Here is a 22,703-nt window from a genome sequence, read left to right on the forward strand (position 1 = left end):
AGAAACTAAACTAAATTAAGACAAGAATGAGAAAAATTTTCCTACTTGCCTTTATTCTATTTGGAATCGGGGCTTATGGACAGACTGTTGTGAATGGTAATGTGTCTGATGCAAATGGAGAACCTGTCCCGGGAGCGAATATCGTGATCGTTGGGAAGGCGATAGGAACGACTACAGACTTTGACGGGAATTTTGTTTTGGAAACCTCTGAAGTCCCTCCTTTTCAATTGCGGGTCACAAGTATAGGATACTCTGAAACTACGGCTGACGTAACTGAGAATAATCAAACGCTATCCATTACGCTTACAGAAACCCAGACCTTTTTGGACGAGGTGGTGATCTCTGCCTCCCGGACCCCGGAACGGATCTTTGAATCTCCGGTATCAGTAGAGCGTTTCGGACTTAAGGAAATAAAGAATACTACTGCGGAATCCTTCTACGGAGGCCTGCAAAACCTCAAAGGTGTAGATATCAATACCAACAGTTTAACTTTCCAGTCGATCAACACCAGAGGTTTCGCCACTTTTGCGAATAACCGTTTTTTGCAGCTGGTTGATGGAATGGATAACTCTGCCCCTGGTTTGAACTTTGTACTGGGTAACCTGGTGGGGATGTCTGAGCTTGAGGTGCAAAGTGTTGAAATACTACCGGGAGCGTCTTCCGCGCTTTACGGTGCGGGCGCCTTTAACGGGATACTGTTTATGAACAGTAAAAACCCCTTCGATTTTCAAGGGATCAGTGCTTATTTCAAAACAGGGATCACTTCTCAGGAAGCGGCTGGAGACAATAACTACTACGATTTTGGGATACGGGCGGCCCACGCCTTCAACGAGAAACTGGCCATTAAAGCCAACTTCTCTTACCTGAGGGGTGAAGACTGGCATGCGGTAAGAACAGACGACGTATTGAATCCGGGCTTTACAAGATCCAACCCTGCTTTTGACGGCTTGAATATCTATGGAGATGAGGTAGGTATAACATTGAATTTTGATGATGCCGCAGGCTTGCCATCGGGCACTGTAGGCTCCGCCTTCGTGACCCGGACCGGTTATGCTGAAGAAGACCTGGTAAATTATAACGCGGAGAGTGTAAAAACGGATTTTTCCGTGCACTACCGCCCTTTCGCGGACGATTTTGAGATCGTTTACAACGGTCGCGTTGGCCGGGGTAACACCATATACCAGGGTGCAAACAGGTACTCCGTCAAGAACTTTATCCTGCAACAACACAAGATAGAGTTTAGAAACAATAATTTCTTCCTTCGCGGATATATCACCACTGAAGACGCCGGGGATTCTTATGATACCAGGTTTACGGCAATCAATATTAACAGGAGATGGAAGTCCGATGAGCAGTGGTTTACAGATTATGCAACAACTTTTATTGGTGCCCGGCTTGGTATTGGTACAGGGGTAATGCTGGATGAGGAAACAGCCCATGCCGCAGCCCGTGCAGCTGCGGATACCGGAAGGCTGGTTCCCGGAACCCCGGAGTTCCAGAGAGCTTTCGACAGGGTTACTGCAGATGGTGACCTTGCCACTGGATCCAGGTTTATAGACAATACAAAGTTCAGGCATGTAGATGCGAACTACAATTTTAGTCACCTTACCAGTGAATTTGCCGATGTACAGATCGGGGGCTCTTTCAGGGAGTACGAACTAAATTCTTCCGGAACCATCTTTACCGATTTGGATGGACCCATTACCTACAATGAATTTGGAGCCTACCTCCAGGTTCAAAAGAAATTAGCAGACGAAAGACTAAAATTTACTGGCTCTGTCCGTTATGATAAAAATGAATTCTTTGATGGCTTCTTTTCACCAAGGCTTTCACTTATATACAACTTTGGACAAGACAGGAATCAGAACTTCAGAGTTTCAGTACAGCAGGGATTCCGGAACCCGACCACTCAGGACTTGTTTATTGGCCTGAATGCCGGTAGGGCTATATTGGTAGGTTCTGCCCCGGATAACCTGGATAGGGATGTACGAACATTTCCACTATCCGGCCCCGGAGCCGATCTCATAGGTGCTACCTCAGTAGATATTGTCGGTAGAGCCGCTTACGAAAATGCCTATTCCAGAAGTTCTGTGGAAGCGGGCAACCCTACTGCGGTTAACACTCCACTTATTAAACCAGAGGAAATTACAGCTTACGAAGCAGGGTATAGAGCACAGTTCGGAAAAATGGCCATAGACCTTAGCGGATACTATAACAGATACCAAAATTTCATCGCCAATTCCACCGTATTGGTACCACTTTACGGAGAGGCAGGAGACGGAGGCCTTTCGCTACTTGCACTGCAAAACGGGGATTTCTTCCCTTACCAGGTATACACAAATTCCCTGGCAGATGTAGAATCTTATGGCGGTACAGTTGGGGTTGATGCCAAGATATTCGGGAATTTTGATATCGGAGTAAATTATACCTATGCCAAACTGGAGTTCAATCAGGCGGCCTTCCCGGATTTCGAGACCAATTTCAACACCCCGGAACACAAGGTTAAAGCCTCTTTCGGGAATACGGAGCTGTTCAAAAACTTTGGCTTCAATATCAATTACAGATGGAGCGATACCTATTTGTGGCAGGCTACATTTGAAGATGGTATGATCGATGCTTATACCGTGCTGGATGCTCAGATCAACTATTCTGTACCAAGCATTAAGTCCGTTTTCAAAGCGGGTGGATCCAACATATTGGGAGAGGAGTATTTCTCTGCTATCGGTACCGGAGCAGTAGGATCCATTTTCTACGTATCCTGGACAGTAAATCCTTAAAAAATAGCATTTAAAACACAATAAGAGCCCCGGATTTCCGGGGCATTTTTTTTGATAAAAAAACCGCTCTAAAGCGTTCCTATTTCAAATGGAATCTCCTATCTTTGCAGCCGGAAAAAACAAACATTCCAGCGTCCTTTGTAGAAAGGAGCTAAAAAGCTCAAATCCAAAAAAGTAAATAAGAAGGTAATGGCTAAAATAACAGGAAAGGTTTCTCAGATTATCGGACCGGTAATTGACGTTGAATTCGAATCGGGTACAACGCTTCCAAAGATCTATGACTCCCTAGAAATAACCCGTGAAGACGACACCAAATTGGTTTTGGAAGTGCAGTCTCATATCGGTGAAAATACAGTACGTTCAATCTCTATGGATTCCACAGACGGATTGAGCCGTGGAGCTACAGTAGAAGCTACCGGAAATGCCATTCAGATGCCTATTGGGGAAGATGTATACGGTAGGCTGTTCAACGTGATCGGAGATGCGATTGACGGTCTCGGAAACCTGCCTAAGACCGGAAATGACGGACTGCCAATTCACAGGGAAGCGCCAAAATTCGAAGAGCTATCCACTTCCACAGAGGTATTATTTACAGGGATTAAGGTAATCGACCTTATTGAGCCTTACGCCAAAGGAGGAAAAATTGGACTATTTGGTGGTGCAGGTGTTGGAAAGACCGTTTTGATCCAGGAATTGATCAACAACATCGCCAAGGGTCACGGTGGACTATCTGTTTTCGCAGGTGTAGGAGAAAGAACTCGTGAAGGAAATGACCTCTTGCGAGAAATGTTGGAATCCGGAATCATAAAGTACGGGGATGATTTCCTTCACTCTATGGAAGAAGGAGGATGGGATTTGAGCAAAGTGGACAAAAAAGCGATGAAGGAGTCTAAAGCAACCTTCGTTTTCGGTCAGATGAACGAACCTCCCGGAGCACGTGCGCGGGTGGCCCTTTCAGGTCTGACGATCGCGGAGTATTTCCGTGATGGAGCTGGAGACGGACAAGGGAAAGACGTACTTTTCTTCGTAGATAATATATTCAGATTTACACAGGCAGGATCGGAAGTATCGGCCCTGCTCGGAAGGATGCCTTCTGCGGTAGGATACCAGCCTACTCTGGCAACGGAAATGGGGGCCATGCAGGAACGGATCACCTCCACAAAAAGAGGTTCAATTACCTCGGTACAGGCAGTATACGTGCCTGCGGATGACCTTACTGACCCCGCACCGGCAACTACCTTTGCCCACCTTGACGCGACAACAGTACTTTCGCGAAAAATCGCGGAGCTAGGGATTTACCCTGCGGTTGATCCGCTGGATTCTACTTCCAGGATCCTAACTCCGGAAATTCTCGGGGATGACCACTACGGTTGTGCCCAACGCGTAAAGGAGCTGCTTCAGCGCTACAAGGAACTTCAGGATATCATCGCCATTCTGGGGATGGAAGAATTGTCTGAAGAAGATAAAATGGCTGTGGGACGGGCAAGACGTGTTCAGCGTTTCTTATCTCAACCCTTCCACGTAGCGGAACAGTTTACAGGAACTCCCGGGGTTCTGGTAGACATTAAGGATACTATTAAAGGCTTTAATATGATCATGGATGGGGAACTGGATCACCTTCCGGAAGCGGCCTTTAACCTTAAAGGGACTATAGAAGAGGCTATCGAGGCCGGTGAGAAAATGTTGGCAGACGCCTAATAGGTTGCATTGGCAGTAGGTTTTACCAGGCCTTTTGCTGCTATGTCAACCAACAATTGAAGAAGTATGTATTTAGAAATCGTATCACCAGAAGCTACCCTATTTGCAGGAGAGGTGAATTCAGTAACCGTTCCTGGTGTCGATGGGGAATTTCAGATGTTGAATAACCACGCCCCTATCGTTTCCCTCTTGCAGTCTGGAAATGTGAAGTTCGATGGGGATTTTACGATAGAGGAAGAGCACGAGAATAAGTTTTCTAAGGACGATAAAGGCAAAACAGTTCTAAGTATAAGCAGTGGGACTGTAGAGATGAATAATAACAAGGTAATTGTGCTTGCGGATTAGGCAAGTACTACCTCAATGAATAGGAACCCGCTGTGAAAACAGCGGGTTTTTTATTGAAGTTGAATTAAGCACCATTGACGGCCGTCTGCCTGGTACAATTTCAGATCTGAAAAACCTACACTGTAATGTGCTTGTAGAGAACGCTCATTCCGGGCGTCTACCTCAGTAATGATGCGCCCATACCTATCTGCTGTCGCCTCTTGCATGGTCTTATACAGCATTCTGAAAATTCCCTTTTTCCTATAGTCCTTATCCACACAGATCTGTCCCATTACGATATAGCTTTCAGCTGCAGGTATAACCGTTTCAATTTCAGCGAACATAGGTTTTAGCACCTCAATTTTCTGGGAAAATGCAGGATCCATACAAAGCGCATAGGCTACCACGGTATCGCGGTGTTTTGCGATGATATGCGGGCATGCCTCATTCATTTCTTCCAGCAGATCCAGACTATGCGAAACCGTAACAAATCCTTCCTGCTGTCGCTCTTCCTCTGAAACATTTGCAAACAAATTGCGTTTCTGAAGATCCAGGATCTGTTCCAGGTCTTTTCCGCTTTTGGCTCTATCGTAAACTATTTCCATTTTCATCATAGCTTAGCAGCTGTGAAGTTAAGATTTAATGCGCTATATGCTAAATTTGCCATATGACCGACTTCCCGGATAAACTTAACAAATTGCTTGAGCAACGCAAGGCAGAAGATTCGCTGAGAAGCCTGGAAACTGCTAAACGGCTGGTAGATTTTTCGTCCAACGATTATCTGGGGCTTGCAAGAAATCCGAACTTATTTCACCAAAGTTCCGGACTACTGGAAACTATGAAGATAGAAGAAAGCGGGGCTACGGCTTCGCGTCTCCTGTCCGGGAACCACCGTCTTTATCAGGAATTAGAGTCCCTGCTATGCCGATTTTATAAAGCCGAAGCAGCCCTGGTTTTCAATTCGGGATACGATGCCAATATAGGGCTGTTCTCTTCGGTTCTGCAGAGGAATGACCTGGTTTTCTTTGATGAACTGATCCACGCCAGTATTCGTGATGGGATAATGATGAGCCATGCGAAGAGTTATAAATTCACACATAACGACCTTCAGGATTTAAGGCAGAAAATCACTCGCAGTCTTAATCCTGGCAGTAAAAAGGGAGCTCATACGATCTACGTGGTTACGGAATCCGTTTTTTCCATGGATGGGGACAGCCCAGCACTCTCGGAACTGACGGAACTCTGCCAGGAGTTTGGCTGTTACCTTATTGTGGACGAAGCCCATGCAATAGGTGTTATGGGTACAGGAAGAGGCGTATTGCTACATCAGTCTTTGGAAAACAAGGTCTTTGCGCGCGTTGTAACCTTTGGTAAAGCCATGGGATGCCACGGAGCCGCCGTGCTGGGTTCCGGATCCCTAAAATCGTACCTCACAAATTTTGCCCGTAGTCTGATTTACAGTACAGGCTTGCCACCGCACTCCCTGGCCACAATTCTAAAGGCACATGAGTTTATTGTAAGTAAGGAGGCCTCTGAAGCCAGGAAGTCACTCCTGGAAAACACGGGCTTCTTTGACCAGCAAATTAAGGCTAAAGACCTGCGAGCGAGGGTAATCCCAAGTGATTCGGCCATAAGATCCTGCATTATCCCCGGGAATAAGCGTGTCAGGCAAATTTCAAAAGAGCTGGCCGATGCGGGTTTTGATGTAAGGCCCATACTTTCACCTACCGTAGCAGCAGGTACGGAAAGGTTACGATTTTGCCTTCACAGTTACAATACGCAAGCGGAAATCAACGGGGTTTTGACTATCTTGGCTGCCGCTTTACAAAAATGACCAGAATGGGAAGTGAGTTTTACACCCTTGCTGCGTTTGAATACGTAGCTGATGTGCAGATCATCAAAGGAAAACTGGAATCCGAAGGGATACCGGTATTCCTAAGGGACGAAAACACCCTTAATACGGATCCCTTGATCAGCAGTGCCATAGGCGGGGTAAAGCTTCAGGTTTATACCACTGATAAGGACAGGGCCATAGAGATTTACAATGAGGTTAGAAGCTATGCTCTGGACGATGACGGCAATCCCATAGTTTGTCCTAACTGTAAAGCTCAAAAGTCTGAGGTATACTATAAAAGACAGGGGTTATTTTATAAATTATTCCCTTTTTTCGAACCTAAAAAATACCGTTGCACCAACTGCAACATGATCACAAAAGCCTGAGCATGAAACGAATTTTTGTTACCGGAATATCTACTGAAGTTGGGAAAACCGTCGCCTCCGCTATAATCACCGAGGCCCTGGAGGCGGATTACTGGAAACCCATTCAGGCCGGAGACCTGGACAATTCCGATAGCCATAAGGTGGCAAGATGGATATCCAATTCAAAAACGGTAATACACCCGAACAGTTATGCCCTGCACACCCCTATGAGTCCACATGCAGCGGCTGATATAGACAACATCCTTATAGACCTGAAAAACATAACAGAACCTCAAACGGATAATCATTTGGTTATTGAAGGTGCCGGAGGCCTGTTGGTACCGCTGAATGACGAAGATACCATTCTTGACCTGATCAGGCCGGAATACAAGGTGGTTGTAGTATCCAGGCACTATCTGGGCAGTATTAACCACAGTTTATTAACCATTGGTTGGCTTGAAAGACTAGGTTTTGAAGTGAATTTGTTGTTCAGCGGAGATGAACATCCGAGCACTGAAAGTATTATCCGGAAAAAGACCAAAGCCAGGCTTATCGGGCGGATAGACGAAGAAGCTGCTTTTAACAAGCAGTTGGTAAAAGAATACGCCCAAAGATTGCTGCCTGCACTACAGTCTTTATAGGCGTTTGTAGATGGTAGCCTTACCTATTTGCTCCACAAATTGGTAGTGGACCTTTAGATACTTTTCAAAATAAGCATAAACTTCTTCCTTGTTTTCGGCATTGAACGGGATCCTTTCACCTTTGGTAACAATAATTTCCGGGGCTTTGCTATTCAGAATAAATTGCAACTCTTCAAGGCTGCTCCCACGGGGATTACGCATATAAGGAAACAACTGATCCCGCATGAGGTTAGAAGGATGTGTGGTGGCTTTTGTAGGAGGGTTTTGTCCGAGGTACCAATAGCCGATATGAAATTCCATGAACCAGATATTCTGTACATCCGGGAATTGAGCTGACAGGTATTTGGGAACTTCGATCCCCTCCCCATTGTACAAAGTATTTTTCTTCAAATAATTATTTGCGATGGCGTAGTATTCCAGGTAGCTTTCCGTAGGGGTGAGTAGTGCGAGAAAAAGCAGCGTCTTCCCTACTTTCTCGGTGGAAAAGAAAGAGAAGTAAAATACAAAAGAGAGCAGCAGCAGTATCAAAAAGGGATACAGTTGGATAAGGTAATGCCCGTTGACCTTTCCAACCTTGTAAAACGAGAAAAGAATACCGGAACAAGCGGCAAGCAGGAACAAAAGATGCCATTGATCCGGAATAGCTTTCTTTTTAATATTCCATCGAACAAATAATCCGATCAGGACAACAATAATGGCAATTGGCACCAGGGTATCCGTTCTTTCAGAAAACGGAATCCTGCCATAAGCAATGGACGCGCTGATCACGGATTCCCACCATATCGCACCATAGCCGTGGAAGTAGTACATGGTAAAAAGTATTGCTGCCGGCAAGATGATCCCGATACCCAAAAGGGACATTACCGACAGGGTCTTTAAAACGCCCTGCCGTAGATATGCCTGATAGCAATAGACCAGCACCAAAAGCAATATGGCGTAAGACAGATTTAATTTGGTCATAAATGCACCCCCCAGTAAGACTGCTGCCAATAGCAACCTGGCAATATTTGTAGAGGAAGATCGTGTCAGCTGGTAATAACCGGCCAGGAAGAAGGCCATAGAAATATGTTCAGACATTACCCCCTGTAAGCTTCCGAACAAACTACTGAGAACCACAAAAAGAACGGAAGACCAGAAACCTAATTTAGGGCTATGTACCCTTTTTCCAATCTTGTATAGGTAAAGTGCTCCGAGGACCACCACCGCCACTCCTGCCAGGCGGAGCGCGACAAAACTTTTTCCAAAAAGCCCGATAATACCGGCGAAAAAAAGGAATACCAGCGGAGGTTTAAGGTCCCAAAGTTCAGTATAAGGGAAGTGCCCATCCAGCCAGGACTGCCCCATCAGGATAAAAGTGCTCTCATCCAGATCGATGTAGTCCCTAAAGAAAAACGGGAACCGTATGAAAAAAGCAATGCAAAAAAGGATGAGAAATACCCGCTTAGCCGTAAGTTTGTGGTAATCGGGAGTTAATGCTGTTATAATCTTATCAATCATGAAAGGCGAGGTAAGCACATATCAACGAGAGAAAGATAACAAGGAAAATTCATTTAATGCAGGCGGATCAAAAAATCTCTCTGATAGGGATCAGCGACATCTCTGGCATCCGCTTACCCAGCACAAGACACATCCTAAAACCCTGGGCATTGTAAAAGCCAAAGGAGTAGTTCTCCGGGACGAGCATGGCAAAGAATATATAGACGGTATATCTTCCTGGTATACTGCGATGTACGGGCATTGTAATGATCATATCCTGGCGCGGGTCCAGGAACAAATGCAGGAGCTGGACCAAATAGTTTTTAGTGGATTTACCCATGAGCCGGCTGTGAGGCTCTCGGAAGAACTAATGTCCATACTTCCTGAGAATCAACAAAAGCTATTTTTCTCAGATAACGGTTCTACTTCCGTAGAGGTTGGCATCAAAATGGCATTGCAATATCACTTTAACCGGGGCGAAAACCGAAAAGTGTTGCTTGCTTTTGAGGATGGATTTCACGGAGATACTCTGGGAGCTATGTCTGTTTCAGGCCTCTCGGTTTACAACGGCCCTTTCGAAGATTTCTTTATAAGCGTGGAACGCCTTCCTGTACCTAATAAAGAAACTATAGATGAATTGCTCAACGGGCTGGAGGATAGATTAAGCCAGGGGGACGTAGCCGCCTTTATTTACGAACCCCTGGTACAGGGGGCCGCGGCCATGAAGATGCACGCTCCTGAGGTTCTTGAACCCATATTGGATCTAATGCGCGCACATGGAGTTCCTACCATTGCCGATGAGGTCATGACAGGCTTTGGCAAAACAGGTAAATACTTCGCTTCAGACCAATTAGATACCAAACCAGATATCATTTGCCTTTCCAAAGCGCTTACGGCCGGGTTGATACCCATGGGAGCGACGAGCTGCACCCAACAGATCTACGATGCATTTTACAGCGACGAGATCGCCAAGGGCTTCTTTCACGGGCATACCTACACGGCCAACCCACTAGCCTGTACAGCGGCCCTGGCAGGAATAGAGTTATTAAAGTCGGCCGAAATCCAGGAAAACATCCAAAGGATAATTACCTCACATCAGCAGTTTGATGCCCGGATAAGTAAGCACCCCAAAGTAAAAGAGACCCGTCAGTGCGGGGTGATCTACGCCCTGGATCTCAATATAGAAATGCAGCGTTACGGAAATCTAAGGGATAAACTATTCAGCTACTTTATGGATGAGGGTGTTTTTCTGAGACCCCTGGGGAATACTATTTACATTTTGGCGCCCTATGTGATCACGGAATCTCAGTTGGATAAGATATACCTGGCCATAGAAGGATCCCTGGAGCTATTCTAGATTGCAAGAACACCTATTCCCAGTCAGATTCAAGCAAGTCGAACTCTTCGGAATCCCGAACCACTACCCTGATCTCGTGGTAGGTCCATTCCTCGCCCTCTCCCGTAGCCCGGATGTAAAGAGTGCCTGAATTCTTTGGCCCTGAAATAGGGATAGACATGTCCGCGCTCTTTACACCGTTCTTCCACTCGTAATTGCCGCTCATTATCCCATCCTTTTCAATAGGACTTCCCATTAGCTCAATCATCTGATCATCATTATTGATCTTTTCCAGGGCGTATTCATAGGGTGCGGATTCCTCGAACATTTTGGTAACCCCGAAGAAAATCGAGCTCACAAAGATCACAAACAGTACGATCAGGGTCATACAACCACCAAGCGGCAACACCCATTTCCAGTTTCTTTTCCACCAGCTGGGTTGAGGTACTAATTCGTTGTCCATAGTTTTTGAATGAATCTGATTTTATGAAGATAAGAACTTTTATTTTTGCCGGAAATAGATTGACATTTGAAAAACCAGGTAACTATAACAGCCATTGCTTCGGTCTCGCCTTTGGGCGTTTCGCCGGAGGAGATATGGCAGAATTATCTCAGCACTGAACATCTTTTCACCGAGAAAGAATTTGATCAGGGAATGGCCTGGGCGGCCTTTTTGTCGGATAGGGAAGTGCAGAACCTAAGGCAGTTCAGGACGCAAAACCCAAAATACAAGAATCTGGACCCCAGTGTGCTCTACGCCTTGTACGCTTCACGGAAGGCGGTTGAGCGTGCTGGCTGGCAGGCCGGTGAAACATTTGGAGTAAACATTGGTTCTTCCCGTGGCGCTACCTCCTCCCTGGAGAAGTACCACCGGGAGTTTATTGAAAACAACTATGTCGCTACCTTGACCTCACCCACGACAACCTTAGGGAACATCTCATCCTGGGTGGCCCATGACCTGCAAAGCCAGGGCCCGGAAATTTCCCATTCCATTACCTGCTCTACAGCCTTGCACGCCCTTTTGAACGGGGTGGCATGGTTAAATAGTGGTTTTACCGACAAGTTTTTGGTTGGCGGAAGCGAAGCTCCGTTAACTTCATTTACCATCGGGCAGATGCAGGCATTAAAGATCTATGCCAGCGACAGCGATGGCTTCCCTTGCCGTGCTATGGACATGGAAAAGAGTTCAAACTCCATGGTATTGGGAGAAGGGGCTTCTGTAGCCTGCCTGGAAGCCGGTGTTTCTGCGAATGCCCTTGCAGTAATTGAGGGTATAGGTTATGCTACAGAGCCTCTGGAGCATTCGGTTTCCCTTTCATCGGATGCCGTATGTTTTCAAAAGTCAATGAAGATGGCCCTGGGTGAATTATCACCGGATGAGGTAGATGCCATCGTCCTGCATGCTCCGGGAACTGTAAAAGGAGACCTGGCAGAAAAAACGGCGATTGAAAAGGTCTTTTCTCGGAAGATCCCGCTCCTGACCACTAACAAGTGGAAAATTGGGCACACCTTCGGTGCTTCAGGAATGTTAAGTATAGAAATGGCCTTATTGATGTTATCCAGGCAAATATTTTTTCCGCTGCCCTATAAGGGGGAAAAGGCGCGGAAAGAAAATCTGAAAAGGGTTTTGGTGAATGCCGTTGGTTTTGGAGGTAATGCAGTCAGTATTTTATTGGCTCATCCAATGAGGGACTAGTTAAATGTCCTTTGTACAACTATCCTGAACGGAATTTGGAAATTCCATAGGATAACCACTATTTTTGATTTCTAAACTAGTGCGACTTATGAGTGAGGTAAAACACAACTGGACCAAAGAACAAATTCTCGAGATCTACAATAAGCCACTTATGGAATTATTGTACGAGGCTGCCGGAGTACATCGCAAATATCACGATCCGAATACGGTCCAGGTTTCTACCCTGCTTTCCATCAAAACAGGAGGGTGCCCTGAAGATTGTGGCTATTGTCCTCAGGCCGCCCGATACCACACAGATATTGAAGGCAACGACCTGATGTCCGTTAGCCATGTCAAGGCCCAGGCACTAAGGGCTAAGGCATCGGGCAGTTCAAGGGTTTGTATGGGAGCGGCCTGGCGAAATGTAAAGGACGGCCCGGAGTTTGATCAGGTACTGGAAATGGTACGGACCATAAACAAACTGGATATGGAAGTTTGCTGTACCCTTGGGATGTTAACCGAAAATCAGGCTAAACGCCTGGCTGAAGCCGGACTTTACGCTTATAATCACAACCTGGATACTTCTGAGGATTATTACAAGGATGTGATCTCCACCAGGGCATTCGAAGATCGACTGGAAACTATCGGAAATGTCAGGAAAAGTAATGTTACCGTCTGCAGTGGCGGAATAATTGGAATGGGAGAGAAACTAGAGGATAGAGCGGGCATGTTGGTCGCACTTTCTACCTTGGACCCACAACCGGAATCCGTACCCATCAACGCACTGGTAGCCGTAGAAGGCACTCCTATGGAAGATCTTCCACCCATTCCTATCTGGGATATGATCCGTATGGTGGCCACAACCAGGATCATAATGCCAAAAACCCAGGTGAGGCTCTCTGCAGGGCGCACCGAAATGAGTCCGGAAGGACAGGCCCTCTGCTTTTTTGCCGGGGCTAATTCCATATTCGCGGGAGATAAACTGCTAACTACTCCGAATCCGGATGTAAATGAAGACATGGAGCTTTTTAAACTACTGGGATTAAAACCGCAAAAGGCTTTTGCCAAAGGTTCCAAACCCGAAACCGTAGAGGCCGTGGAATCTCAGTTAACGGACCTGGGTGAAAAACCAAAATGGTCTCGTCCGGGGCATACGATTTCCCGGAATGAGGAGGCTAAAATCCGCGCTAAAGAGAAGAATCAGTCTTAAGCAAAGGTTAAATTTGCGAAATTTAATTGTAAGCTTTTTTTACCTTTGATTCTTAAATTTAACCCATTCTCAGTTGGATTTACAAGAAATTCCAAGGGTGCCGACCATTACCAAAGAGGCATTTTTAAAGCAGTATTTTGGGCCACAGAAACCTGTGGTCGTAGAGCGCTTTATTGAGGATTGGCCTGCATATTCCAAGTGGGATCTGGAATATATGAAGGAGGTGGCCGGAGAAAAGGTGGTACCTCTTTACGACGATCGTCCGGTAGATCATAAAGACGGCTTCAATGAACCTCACGCCAGGATGAAAATGGCGGAATACGTTGAGCTGTTGAAGCGGGAACCCACCAAATTCAGGATTTTTCTCTGGAATGTACTCAAAGAGGTTCCCGAATTACAAAAAGACTTCTCTTACCCGGATTTTGGGCTACGGCTTATGAAGAATCTACCCATGCTGTTCTTCGGTGGAATGGATTCCTATACTTTTATGCACTACGATATAGACCTGGCCAATATATTTCACTTTCACTTTGAGGGAGAAAAGGAATGCGTACTTTTTGATCAGTCTCAAACCCCTTATTTGTATAAGATCCCTCATTCGTTGATCACCCATGAAAGTATTGACTTTAAGGATCCGGATTTTGAGAAATGGCCGGGATTAAGATATGCGAAGGGCTACAAGACGCATCTGAAGCACGGAGAGGTATTGTATATGCCCGAGGGCTACTGGCATTATATGCGTTATCTGACCCCTGGATTTTCCATGAGTCTGAGGTCTGTGGCCAGGAATCCCAAAAACCTGGGGAAGGCCCTTTACAATTTGCTGGTCATGCGGCATTTTGACAATCTAATGCGACGCATGAGGGGCCAGAAATGGATTGAATGGAAGAACCGCCAGGCTATTTTAAGGACAGACAGGCATTTGAATGGTGCCTGAAACTGACCAGAGTTGTATTACCCGATCAGCTCCTGGATCTTCTCGTAAACCAAGTGCTTCTCCCAACCCCGGTACAACAGGTAATCTGCCAGTTTTCGCTTCCTTTTCAGGGTATTTTTTTCGGAGATCCGATCCAGCTTATTTTGGGCAAGTTCTGTCAGTTTTGCCTGATATGCTTCCTCGTTTAACTCGGTCAAAGCCTTTTGGATATTGTATTTGGATATTTCTCGTAAGCGCAACTCACCTACAATCCGTTTACGACCCCAGGACTTTTGGTTGAATTTGCCCCGGGTGAAAGCCCTGGCGAATCGCTCTTCGTTCAGGAAATTGGCCTGGATCAAATGGGCGATTATCTGATCGATAGCTTCAGGGATCATCCGCATATCAGTAAGTTTACTGCGGACTTCCTTATGACAGCGTTCCTGATAGGCGCAGTAACGCTCCATTTTTTTGGTGGCTTCTGTGACTGTATAGGACTTGGAAAAGGACACTTTGATGCAAACTACAGAATAATCACATCAAAAGAAATTATAACTGAGGACAAAGGCAAGTGAAGTATAACCGGATTCAAGAAATGCAAAATTACCCAGAAGTTGCCTCTCAGGGGCATAAACTACTTCCAGACCGTAGCTGTCCTTAAATCTAAAGCCCATTCCCAGATTAAATCCTATTCTGGACTCAATATCGTAATCATTGCCGATTTCATAATCGAATTTGGAATTAATCGGAGTATCAAAAATGGCTCCGGCATTAATAAAGATCTTGGAATGATCGGATAAAAAGAAGTAGTGTCTAAGGCCTAAGCTGGTTTCTATGGAGGCATAGTCAACGGAAACAATCTGGTTAATTAAAGCCTTTTCCCCTTCATAAGACTGATACATTGGGTTAATGTAGATTGACCACTTATTTCGGTTAAATGGCATCACAAGTTCAACTTGCGCACCAAATCTCAGTCCGATCATATTTCCAAAATCCGCATCCCGATTTTCGGTCTGGGTATTATTAATATCCAGTGAGGCGGAATTTGTGCCTACCCGGATACCCAGGTGAATTTTATCTCCGGTTTTGGCTACAGCTTTTTCCGCAATTGTATAGGTATCGTCCATACAGCTGTTATAGTTGTGAAAGTAGCGTATAAGGTGTTTTTCGTTATAGGCTGTTTTTCTGGCATCAGCCAGGCTTAGACCTTCGCAGCGGAGTTGTTCCCAGATCTGATTCTTATATGCCAGATTTTCGCCAATCTGCCCGGATGCGCTTAAATACTTTTTATAAATAAGTTGTTCGGCATTGGAGTCGGATTTGCTGATAAAAAAGCGCTTTAAAGAACTATCTTCGTATGAATATAAGTTGGCATCTCCCTCCACCAAAACCTTAAGAAACAAGGTCTCGTTCTTGAATTGTGGTTCTTTGGTCTTGCTTAGATACTTAAGCTGCAAGCTGGATCGATCAATAGCTACTTTAAATTTTCTGTAAGTGATTCCGCCTTCAATCCCGAACTCGGCTATGCCATATGTAGTAGCCTTTTGAGGCGCTTCGGATTCACCTAGCTTATATTCAAATTCAGTTGGGTTGCTTTTCCATCCGACATTCTTTATCAGGCAATTTGTTCGTTCACCCAGGTTATTAAGGAAATAACCCTTTTCGAACCTGATTTGGGCGTTGGAGTTAAGACTAAGTAAAACGAAAAATGCTAAAGGAATAAACTTATTCATATTTGGGACTTTTTGTTTCCACAAAACAGCACCAAATATAGTTAATTCTCGTACAAATTTTTACAGAAGAATCTCATCAAAAACAACAAAAAAAGCGACTCCGTCGCCGAAGTCGCTTTTGCATATTATCTTATGGTTTTACCGTCTTTGTCTTTAAAGCGGTATTCGAGATAGGTGTATGCATCCCGAGGTTGTACTTTGATCCATTTTTTGTGCTCCAAAAACCATTTGGAACGAATGGATGGAAATCCTTTGGTGAGGTAGGCCGCAATAAAAGGATGCGTATTCAATACCAGTCCTTTGTCTTTGCTCTGTCCTTTTAATATTCTTTCAAGGTCAGTGTTTATCTTATCAATCAAAACGATGGGTGCATCCACTTCCTGGTCTATGCCACTTGGGTTCTCCTCTGTTGTTTTGATATTGACTTCGGGCCTTACCCTTTGCCTTGTTATCTGTATAAGTCCGAATTTACTCGGAGGCAGGATCTTGTGTTTCGCTCTGTCGTCTTTCATCTCCTCCCGGAGGTGATCGTAGAGTTTTCTTCTGTGATCCGGTTTAACCATATCTATAAAGTCTACTACTATGATTCCACCCATATCGCGTAAGCGCAGTTGACGGGCGATCTCCGAAGCAGCCAGAAGGTTAACTTCCAGAGCGGTGTCTTCCTGATTCTTGGCTTTGTTAGAACGGTTGCCACTATTCACATCGATGACGTGCAGGGCCTCAGTATGTTCTATGATTAAGTAGGCCCCCTTACTCATGGAGGCGGTTCTACCGAAGGAAGTCTTTATCTGCCGTTCGATACCGAATTTCTCAAAAATCGGTACGGAAGATTTATACAGTTTAACAATGGATTCTTTGGCGGGTGCAATTTCATGCACATAGTCTTTAATCTGGTTATAAAGCGTTTCATCATCTACATGAATACCCGTAAAACTGTCGTTAAATACGTCTCTGAGAATAGACGAGGCCCGGTTGAGCTCTACTAAGACCTTAGACGGGGTAGGTGCTTTATACAATTTCTTACACATTGCTGACCATTTGTTCAGCGAGTTTTGAAGATCCTTGTCCAGTTCCGCGACTTTCTTGCCTTCTGCTACTGTTCTAATAATTACTCCAAATCCTTTGGGCTTTATACTCTTGACGAGTCTTTTAAGCCTGTCCTTTTCTTCCTTGCTTCCGATCTTTTGTGAAACCGAAACGCGGTCGGAGAAAGGAACCATAACTAAATATCGTCCGGCAATAGAAAGTTCCGAACTTATTCTTGGTCCTTTGGTAGAAATGGGCTCTTTTACTATTTGTACTAATAAAGACTGATTAGCTTTGATAACTTGATTAATAGTACCGTGCTTGTCAATATCTTTTTCGAAAGGAAAATTCTTTAAGGAATAATCTCTTAGTTTCCCTGTACTAACTCTCTTGATGAACTTTAACATGGAGGACAATTGCGGCCCCAGGTCGTGATAATGAAGAAAGGCATCTTTCTCATAACCCACATTTACAAAAGCTGCATTCAGACCTGTAACGGGTTTCCGCACTTTGGCCAGTAGTATATCGCCAACGTTGAAATTATTGTTGTCTTCATCCTTGTGAAGTTCAATGAGTTTTCCATCCTTTAGCAGGGCAAAATCGACGGCATTGGAATTAGATCTTATGATTAATTCTCTATTCACCTGAATCGATTTTTATTCATCTTTATAACAAGATGAATGGATTAAACAATAAATGTAACAGGTTGTATAACCTGCTGAAATCCTATATTGGAATTTCTATGTCAATGAACGTATAAAATGAAAAAGTAGTTACAGCAACTACTTTTTCTTATGACGGTTAGCTCTCCTTCTTTTCTTTCTCTTATGGGTAGCTACCTTATGTCTTTTTCTTTTCTTACCACTCGGCATAGAGTATTCTTTTTCCTATTATTACTTTACTTGAACGTTGCTCTTAACGCCTTCAACAAAAACCTTTGCTGGCTTAAATGCCGGAATGTTATGAGCAGGGATCTTGATAGTGGTGTTTTTCGAAATGTTCCTGCCGGTTTTCTCAGCTCTTGTTTTGATAATAAAACTGCCAAAGCCTCTGAGGTATACGTTATCCCCATTTTCCAACGAAGATTTTACTTCCTCCATAAAAGTTTCTACAGTCGCTTGTACATCTCCCTTTTCGATACCCAGTTTTTCTGAGATTCTCGATACAATATCCGCTTTCGTCATTTTAAAATTTTAGTTTATCTGTAAGTTTTTCAGGCTTGCAAATATATAAATATTATTCAATCTTTTCTCTTAATGAACTAATTTTAAGTATATAAACTGCTACTTTTGCGACTTAGTATTGAGCCCATGTCTTTTTCCGAAAAAATTCTCAATTGGTACGTGCAAAATAAAAGACAGCTTCCCTGGCGCAATACCACCGATCCCTATAAAATCTGGCTCTCCGAAATCATGTTGCAACAAACCCGGGTAGCACAGGGTATTCCTTATTACGAAAAGTTCGTCAAGAAGTACCCTACCGTACAGGATATGGCCGTGGCCAGCGAGCAGGAGATCCTAAAACTCTGGCAGGGCCTGGGATACTATTCCAGGGCACGGAATATGCATCATACCGCCAGGAAGGTTACCGAAGAAATGGACGGAAAATTCCCGCAAACCTATGAGGGCTTAATTAAACTAAAAGGAGTAGGAGACTATACGGCAAGCGCTATTGCTTCTATCAGCTTCGGACAGCTGGAACCCGTGGTGGATGGGAATGTTTACAGGGTCCTTGCCCGATACTTTGGCGTGGATACACCTATCAATAGTGGCCCCGGCATAAAGTATTTCAAGAATTTGGCCAGGGAGCTTATGCCTGATGAAAATATTCGCGACTACAATCAGGGCCTTATGGAATTTGGGGCCATTCAATGCGCTCCAAAAAAACCGTATTGCCTGCACTGCCCCCTGAACGATAGTTGTGTGGCACTTCAGAAGAACCTGATCGCGTCCCTTCCGGCTAAATTGAAAAACAACAGCATAAAAAAGAGATACTTCAATTATTTGGTACCATTGGATCCTAAAAGCAATACCAGGCTCCATAAACGAGAAGGAAAGGGTATCTGGCAAAACTTATATGAGTTTCCATTGATAGAAAGCCCTAAAGAACTGAATATAAATGAATTAAAAGAGTTAATGCCCAAAGAAGCACCCTTTGCTGATCTGACGGAAGTTATAGCCTTCAATGCGGATAATATCGTACATAAACTCTCCCATCAACATTTGTACACCCGGTTTTGGATCTGCAGAACCAGCAGCGAAATCGCCGATGGAATTACTCCGGCAGAATTGGAGGATTATCCTGTTCCGGTATTGATAGCCGACTTCATCAAAACTCTCAAAATTTCGTACTTTTGATCTTATTAGCAAAGTTATGAGCGGAACATTGAATAAAGTGATGCTGATAGGGCATCTGGGAGACGAAGTTAAAATGCACTATTTTGACGAAGGGAACTGTATTGGGAGATTTCCACTTGCTACCAATGAGACCTATACCAATCGCCAGACCGGTGAAAAGGTGACCAATACTGAATGGCACAATATAGTTGTTCGTAACAAAGCCGCTGAAATATGTGAAAAATATCTCAATAAGGGGGATAAAATATATGTGGAAGGCCGCTTGAAAACGAGGCAATGGCAGGGAGAAGACGGAAATACGCGATATAGCACCGAAATTCACGTCCAGGATTTTACTTTTTTATCTACAAAACAGGAGAGCATGTCTAATGCTCAGGCCAAAACCGCACCCAATCAGCCGGCGAACACTCCAAAGGCACAGGACCAGCAGCCAAGCCAGGCGGTAAGTGAACCCGAGGAGGACGATCTTCCATTCTAGATTTAATTCATTAATTTTTGACTATTGGACCCTGACCCCCTTAGTTTCTTACTTCACTTTCTTGTATTAGATAGCGTTTTTTGGCTGAGGGTAGCCATATTAATAGTGCTGTTGTGCTGTTCGGCCCTGATCTCCGGAGCGGAGGTTGCTTTTTTCGGGCTGTCCCAAACAGATATCAACGAAATCGCGGAAGAGAAAACCGTTAGAGGTAATATCATTGTAAAACTGCTGGATCGTCCTAAGAAACTACTGGCCACTATCCTTATTGCCAATAACGCCATCAATATTGGTATTGTGCTCTTGTTCAATACCATAGGAGATACCATTTTCTCCAATATCAATTACGTATTGTTCGATATCGTCTCGGTTAGATTTCTCCTGGAAGTAGTTGTGGCGACCTCCCTGATACTGATGTTCGGTGAGATCCTTCCCAAGATCTACGCCAATCGTAACCGGAAAATGTTCGCCCATTTTATGGCTTATCCGCTGAAAACCCTTGATGTGTTGTTTACCCCGCTTAGCGCCCCTATGAGAAAGGTGACCATTTTGCTGTATGACAAATTGGGAAGGCAAAAATCCAACCTAAGCGTAGATCATTTGTCCCAGGCACTGGAACTGACCTCCGAGGGCGATACCACCAAAGAAGAGCAAAAGATACTCGAGGGGATAGTGTCTTTTGGGAATACGGACACCAAACAGGTGATGCGACCCAGGATAGATATCTTTGCCCTAAGTGAGGATATGAAATTTCCTGAGATCCTCCAGGAAATAAAGAAGCACGGCTACTCCAGGATCCCGGTTTTTTCGGAAAATGTGGACAATGTTCTGGGAGTACTCTATGTAAAAGACCTACTGCCGTATATAGACCGTAAAACCTTTAACTGGACCGAACTGATACGGGAACCTTATTTTGTTCCGGAAAATAAAAAACTCGACGATCTGCTGCTGGAGTTCCAGGACAAGAAGAATCACCTCGCGGTAGTAGTGGACGAGTATGGAGGTACTTCCGGTATAGTAACCCTTGAGGATATCATAGAGGAGATCGTGGGGGATATTAGTGATGAATTTGACGATGAAGACCTTATCTTTTCCAAACTGGATGACTTTACCTATGTTTTTGATGGGAAGACGACCTTGAAAGACTTCTACAGGGTTGCTAAAATTGAAGACGAGGAAGATTTTGAGGAACAAAAGGGTGAATCCGAAACCATTGCAGGGTTCGTTCTCGAAATATCCGGGAATTTTCCAAAAAGAGGGGAGAAGGTCCAATTCAAGAATTATCAATTCCTTGTTGAAAGCCTTGACAAAAGGCGATTGAAACAAATAAAAATAACACTGCCAAATGCGTCTTAGGATCTTAATGGCACTGGGGCTGCTGTGGTGTGCCCTGTCTTGCAAAGATGAAGCCCTTCCCAAACCGAAAGCCATGTTAAGGCTGGAATATCCTGAGGTTCAGACGAACAGGGCCAATGTTGACCGCTTTAATTTTGAATACAATACCATTGCACAAATAAAGGAAGAGAATGATGGTTCTCTGACTATAGACTATCCATCCCTCAAAGGGGCGGTATTCATTACTTATAAAGAGGTAGACGGGAACCTGGACAAATTGCTTTCGGACGCTCAAAAATTGTCTTACGAACATGTGGTAAAGGCAGACAACATATTAGAGCAACCCTTTGTCAACAATGAAGACAGAGTATATGGGATGTTCTACGAGGTTAAGGGGGATGCTGCCTCGCAAGCGCAGTTTTATGCCACAGATAGTATCCGGAATTTTGTTACCGGATCCCTGTATTTTTACGCCAAACCCAATTACGATTCTATTTATCCCGCCGCGGTCTATTTGCAAAAGGACATTAGAAGGGTAATGGAAACACTTCGCTGGAATTGAAAATCCACTGAGCATGGAAAAACAAGAACTTCTGGAATGTCATGAGCGGATCAAACCTTATATACATAACACTCCTGTTCTACATTCCAGGCTGATTGACCGCTTGGTAGGTGCCGAGATCCTCTTCAAATGCGAAAATTTCCAACGGATGGGAGCCTATAAAATGCGCGGGGCCACAAATGCCTTACTGCGGCTACCGGAATCAGAGCGGGCCAGGGGTGTAGTGACACATTCCTCCGGTAATTTCGCCCAGGCCCTGGCTTTGGCAGCCCAAAGCCTTGACATAAAGGCCCATATTGTTATGCCCTCTACGGCTCCTGTGGTAAAAAAGGCCGGAGTGTTGGAATACGGCGGTGAAATTACTATTTGTGAACCTACCCTGGAAGCCCGAAACCGTACAGCCGAACTTATTTCCAAAGAGACCGGCGCGACATTTATACACCCTTCCAATGAACCTGATGTGATCGTGGGGCAGGGTACCGCGGCCCTGGAACTATTGGAAGTTTCTCCTGACTTGCAATTTCTCTTTGCGCCTATCGGTGGAGGAGGACTTATAGCCGGAACGGCCATGGCGAGTCATTATTTTGGTATGGATTGCAAGGTTATCGGCGGTGAGCCATTTGAAGTGGATGATGCCTATAGATCTTTCCACAGTGGTAAGATCGAAACGAACAGCAGTACCAATACCGTTGCCGATGGCCTTAAAACCGTGCTGGGGAGTAATACCTTCCCCATTATAAGACAATATGTTACGGACATCATCAGGGTCACAGAAGAAGAGATCATCAGCGCTATGAGACTGATCTGGGAAAGAATGAAAATAATCGTAGAACCCTCCAGTGCGGTGGCTCTGGCCGCCCTAATCCGCGAAAAAGACCAGTATAGTGGCAAGCGGATCGGGATTATCATATCAGGAGGTAATGTAGACCTCAGCAGACTCCCATTCTAAATTGATCTGGC

At 44.7% G+C, this 22,703-nt stretch carries 22 protein-coding genes; 15 read left to right on the forward strand and 7 right to left on the reverse strand.

Features of this window, described 5'->3' with window-relative positions:
- Positions 1-26: 26 nt before the first annotated feature.
- The 3 genes from GTQ38_RS11335 to GTQ38_RS11345 all read left to right on the forward strand — a co-directional run bounded on the left by GTQ38_RS11335 (position 27) and on the right by GTQ38_RS11345 (position 4,820).
- The gene (locus GTQ38_RS11335; protein ID WP_161435634.1) at positions 27-2,777 is read left to right on the forward strand and encodes a TonB-dependent receptor; all 2,751 of its coding nucleotides are present in this window, start codon (positions 27-29) and stop codon (positions 2,775-2,777) included.
- Positions 2,778-2,966: 189 nt separating this feature from the next.
- A complete protein-coding gene (atpD, locus tag GTQ38_RS11340; protein ID WP_161435635.1) occupies positions 2,967-4,475 on the forward strand; it encodes a F0F1 ATP synthase subunit beta in 1,509 nt (502 codons plus the stop codon).
- A 66-nt stretch (positions 4,476-4,541) separates the two neighbouring features.
- Entirely contained in the window at positions 4,542-4,820 is a 279-nt protein-coding gene (locus GTQ38_RS11345; protein ID WP_161435636.1) for a FoF1 ATP synthase subunit delta/epsilon, read from the forward strand.
- A 50-nt stretch (positions 4,821-4,870) separates the two neighbouring features.
- On the opposite strand, the gene GTQ38_RS11350 is transcribed toward GTQ38_RS11345, so the two are convergent.
- The gene (locus GTQ38_RS11350) at positions 4,871-5,404 is read right to left on the reverse strand and encodes a GNAT family N-acetyltransferase (RefSeq protein ID WP_161435637.1); all 534 of its coding nucleotides are present in this window, start codon (positions 5,402-5,404) and stop codon (positions 4,871-4,873) included.
- 62 nt (positions 5,405-5,466) lie between these two features.
- Here GTQ38_RS11350 and GTQ38_RS11355 point away from each other — a divergent pair, with 62 nt between their 5' ends.
- The 3 genes from GTQ38_RS11355 to bioD are packed head-to-tail and all read left to right on the forward strand — an operon-like array spanning position 5,467 to position 7,639.
- Positions 5,467-6,633 (forward strand): aminotransferase class I/II-fold pyridoxal phosphate-dependent enzyme, encoded by a 1,167-nt coding sequence (locus tag GTQ38_RS11355; protein WP_161435638.1) that lies wholly within the window; start codon positions 5,467-5,469, stop codon positions 6,631-6,633.
- A 5-nt stretch (positions 6,634-6,638) separates the two neighbouring features.
- Positions 6,639-7,019: a putative signal transducing protein gene (locus GTQ38_RS11360; RefSeq protein ID WP_161435639.1), complete on the forward strand. Its 381-nt coding sequence runs from the start codon at positions 6,639-6,641 to the stop codon at positions 7,017-7,019.
- A 2-nt stretch (positions 7,020-7,021) separates the two neighbouring features.
- On the forward strand, positions 7,022-7,639 hold the full coding sequence (gene bioD, locus GTQ38_RS11365; protein WP_161435640.1) for a dethiobiotin synthase: 618 nt from the start codon (positions 7,022-7,024) through the stop codon (positions 7,637-7,639).
- Here bioD and GTQ38_RS11370 read toward each other — a convergent pair.
- Positions 7,634-9,136, reverse strand: a complete 1,503-nt coding sequence (locus tag GTQ38_RS11370) for an ArnT family glycosyltransferase (protein ID WP_161435641.1) — start codon at positions 9,134-9,136, stop codon at positions 7,634-7,636. The two genes, bioD and GTQ38_RS11370, sit on opposite strands and share 6 nt — an antisense overlap.
- Between GTQ38_RS11370 and bioA the strand changes: the two genes are divergently transcribed.
- Positions 9,135-10,472 carry an adenosylmethionine--8-amino-7-oxononanoate transaminase gene (bioA, locus tag GTQ38_RS11375; RefSeq protein ID WP_161435642.1) on the forward strand — a complete coding sequence of 446 codons (1,338 nt, stop codon included), beginning with the start codon at positions 9,135-9,137 and terminating at the stop codon, positions 10,470-10,472. The two genes, GTQ38_RS11370 and bioA, sit on opposite strands and share 2 nt — an antisense overlap.
- Positions 10,473-10,485: 13 nt before the next feature.
- Here the strand turns inward: bioA and GTQ38_RS11380 are convergent, their stop codons facing one another.
- On the reverse strand, positions 10,486-10,914 hold the full coding sequence (locus GTQ38_RS11380; protein ID WP_161435643.1) for a cytochrome c oxidase assembly factor Coa1 family protein: 429 nt from the start codon (positions 10,912-10,914) through the stop codon (positions 10,486-10,488).
- A 66-nt stretch (positions 10,915-10,980) separates the two neighbouring features.
- Here GTQ38_RS11380 and GTQ38_RS11385 point away from each other — a divergent pair, with 66 nt between their 5' ends.
- From GTQ38_RS11385 to GTQ38_RS11395, 3 genes are all read left to right on the forward strand, one after another.
- Positions 10,981-12,147: a beta-ketoacyl synthase N-terminal-like domain-containing protein gene (locus tag GTQ38_RS11385; RefSeq protein ID WP_161435644.1), complete on the forward strand. Its 1,167-nt coding sequence runs from the start codon at positions 10,981-10,983 to the stop codon at positions 12,145-12,147.
- Between the two features lie 88 nt (positions 12,148-12,235).
- Positions 12,236-13,336 (forward strand): biotin synthase BioB, encoded by a 1,101-nt coding sequence (gene bioB, locus GTQ38_RS11390; RefSeq protein WP_161435645.1) that lies wholly within the window; start codon positions 12,236-12,238, stop codon positions 13,334-13,336.
- Between the two features lie 73 nt (positions 13,337-13,409).
- The gene (locus GTQ38_RS11395; protein WP_161435646.1) at positions 13,410-14,273 is read left to right on the forward strand and encodes a cupin-like domain-containing protein; all 864 of its coding nucleotides are present in this window, start codon (positions 13,410-13,412) and stop codon (positions 14,271-14,273) included.
- Positions 14,274-14,290: 17 nt separating this feature from the next.
- Here the strand turns inward: GTQ38_RS11395 and GTQ38_RS11400 are convergent, their stop codons facing one another.
- The 4 genes from GTQ38_RS11400 to GTQ38_RS11415 form a co-directional block, all read right to left on the reverse strand.
- A complete protein-coding gene (locus tag GTQ38_RS11400; protein WP_161435647.1) occupies positions 14,291-14,719 on the reverse strand; it encodes a regulatory protein RecX in 429 nt (142 codons plus the stop codon).
- Between the two features lie 72 nt (positions 14,720-14,791).
- Complete coding sequence (locus GTQ38_RS11405) at positions 14,792-15,985, reverse strand: porin family protein (RefSeq protein WP_161435648.1); 1,194 nt, start codon at positions 15,983-15,985, stop codon at positions 14,792-14,794.
- A gap of 125 nt (positions 15,986-16,110) precedes the next feature.
- Positions 16,111-17,658 (reverse strand): Rne/Rng family ribonuclease, encoded by a 1,548-nt coding sequence (locus GTQ38_RS11410; protein WP_161435649.1) that lies wholly within the window; start codon positions 17,656-17,658, stop codon positions 16,111-16,113.
- A gap of 249 nt (positions 17,659-17,907) precedes the next feature.
- The gene (locus GTQ38_RS11415; protein WP_066422787.1) at positions 17,908-18,198 is read right to left on the reverse strand and encodes an HU family DNA-binding protein; all 291 of its coding nucleotides are present in this window, start codon (positions 18,196-18,198) and stop codon (positions 17,908-17,910) included.
- Between the two features lie 126 nt (positions 18,199-18,324).
- Between GTQ38_RS11415 and mutY the strand changes: the two genes are divergently transcribed.
- From mutY to GTQ38_RS11440, 5 genes are read left to right on the forward strand one after another with little or no spacing between them, the layout of a single operon-like run.
- Positions 18,325-19,371 carry an A/G-specific adenine glycosylase gene (gene mutY, locus GTQ38_RS11420; RefSeq protein ID WP_161435930.1) on the forward strand — a complete coding sequence of 349 codons (1,047 nt, stop codon included), beginning with the start codon at positions 18,325-18,327 and terminating at the stop codon, positions 19,369-19,371.
- A 16-nt stretch (positions 19,372-19,387) separates the two neighbouring features.
- Entirely contained in the window at positions 19,388-19,849 is a 462-nt protein-coding gene (locus tag GTQ38_RS11425; RefSeq protein WP_161435650.1) for a single-stranded DNA-binding protein, read from the forward strand.
- Positions 19,850-19,873: 24 nt separating this feature from the next.
- Positions 19,874-21,202, forward strand: a complete 1,329-nt coding sequence (locus GTQ38_RS11430; RefSeq protein WP_161435651.1) for a gliding motility-associated protein GldE — start codon at positions 19,874-19,876, stop codon at positions 21,200-21,202.
- Positions 21,192-21,743, forward strand: coding sequence for a gliding motility lipoprotein GldD (gldD, locus tag GTQ38_RS11435; protein WP_161435652.1), 552 nt, complete (start codon positions 21,192-21,194; stop codon positions 21,741-21,743). Before GTQ38_RS11430 ends, gldD begins: the two co-directional genes overlap by 11 nt.
- A 13-nt stretch (positions 21,744-21,756) precedes the next feature.
- Positions 21,757-22,692, forward strand: a complete 936-nt coding sequence (locus GTQ38_RS11440) for a pyridoxal-phosphate dependent enzyme (RefSeq protein WP_161435653.1) — start codon at positions 21,757-21,759, stop codon at positions 22,690-22,692.
- Positions 22,693-22,703 lie beyond the last annotated feature (11 nt).

Origin of the sequence: Poritiphilus flavus (assembly GCF_009901585.1) — a bacterium.
In the GTDB taxonomy this organism is placed as follows: Bacteria; Bacteroidota; Bacteroidia; order Flavobacteriales; family Flavobacteriaceae; genus Poritiphilus; species Poritiphilus flavus.

Bases quoted from the DNA above. Each gene is read 5' to 3' on its own strand.
- GTQ38_RS11425 (WP_161435650.1), top strand. From the start codon at position 19,388: ATGAGCGGAACATTGAATAAAGTGATGCTGATAGGGCATCTGGGAGAC.
- GTQ38_RS11415 (WP_066422787.1), bottom strand. From the start codon at position 18,198: ATGACGAAAGCGGATATTGTATCGAGAATCTCAGAAAAACTGGGTATC.
- GTQ38_RS11345 (WP_161435636.1), top strand. From the start codon at position 4,542: ATGTATTTAGAAATCGTATCACCAGAAGCTACCCTATTTGCAGGAGAG.
- mutY (WP_161435930.1), top strand. From the start codon at position 18,325: ATGTCTTTTTCCGAAAAAATTCTCAATTGGTACGTGCAAAATAAAAGA.
- bioD (WP_161435640.1), top strand. From the start codon at position 7,022: ATGAAACGAATTTTTGTTACCGGAATATCTACTGAAGTTGGGAAAACC.
- GTQ38_RS11400 (WP_161435647.1), bottom strand. From the start codon at position 14,719: ATGGAGCGTTACTGCGCCTATCAGGAACGCTGTCATAAGGAAGTCCGC.
- bioB (WP_161435645.1), top strand. From the start codon at position 12,236: ATGAGTGAGGTAAAACACAACTGGACCAAAGAACAAATTCTCGAGATC.
- GTQ38_RS11355 (WP_161435638.1), top strand. From the start codon at position 5,467: ATGACCGACTTCCCGGATAAACTTAACAAATTGCTTGAGCAACGCAAG.
- GTQ38_RS11440 (WP_161435653.1), top strand. From the start codon at position 21,757: ATGGAAAAACAAGAACTTCTGGAATGTCATGAGCGGATCAAACCTTAT.
- GTQ38_RS11380 (WP_161435643.1), bottom strand. From the start codon at position 10,914: ATGGACAACGAATTAGTACCTCAACCCAGCTGGTGGAAAAGAAACTGG.
- GTQ38_RS11335 (WP_161435634.1), top strand. From the start codon at position 27: ATGAGAAAAATTTTCCTACTTGCCTTTATTCTATTTGGAATCGGGGCT.
- GTQ38_RS11350 (WP_161435637.1), bottom strand. From the start codon at position 5,404: ATGGAAATAGTTTACGATAGAGCCAAAAGCGGAAAAGACCTGGAACAG.
- GTQ38_RS11405 (WP_161435648.1), bottom strand. From the start codon at position 15,985: ATGAATAAGTTTATTCCTTTAGCATTTTTCGTTTTACTTAGTCTTAAC.
- GTQ38_RS11370 (WP_161435641.1), bottom strand. From the start codon at position 9,136: ATGATTGATAAGATTATAACAGCATTAACTCCCGATTACCACAAACTT.
- bioA (WP_161435642.1), top strand. From the start codon at position 9,135: ATGAAAGGCGAGGTAAGCACATATCAACGAGAGAAAGATAACAAGGAA.
- GTQ38_RS11360 (WP_161435639.1), top strand. From the start codon at position 6,639: ATGGGAAGTGAGTTTTACACCCTTGCTGCGTTTGAATACGTAGCTGAT.
- atpD (WP_161435635.1), top strand. From the start codon at position 2,967: ATGGCTAAAATAACAGGAAAGGTTTCTCAGATTATCGGACCGGTAATT.
- gldD (WP_161435652.1), top strand. From the start codon at position 21,192: ATGCGTCTTAGGATCTTAATGGCACTGGGGCTGCTGTGGTGTGCCCTG.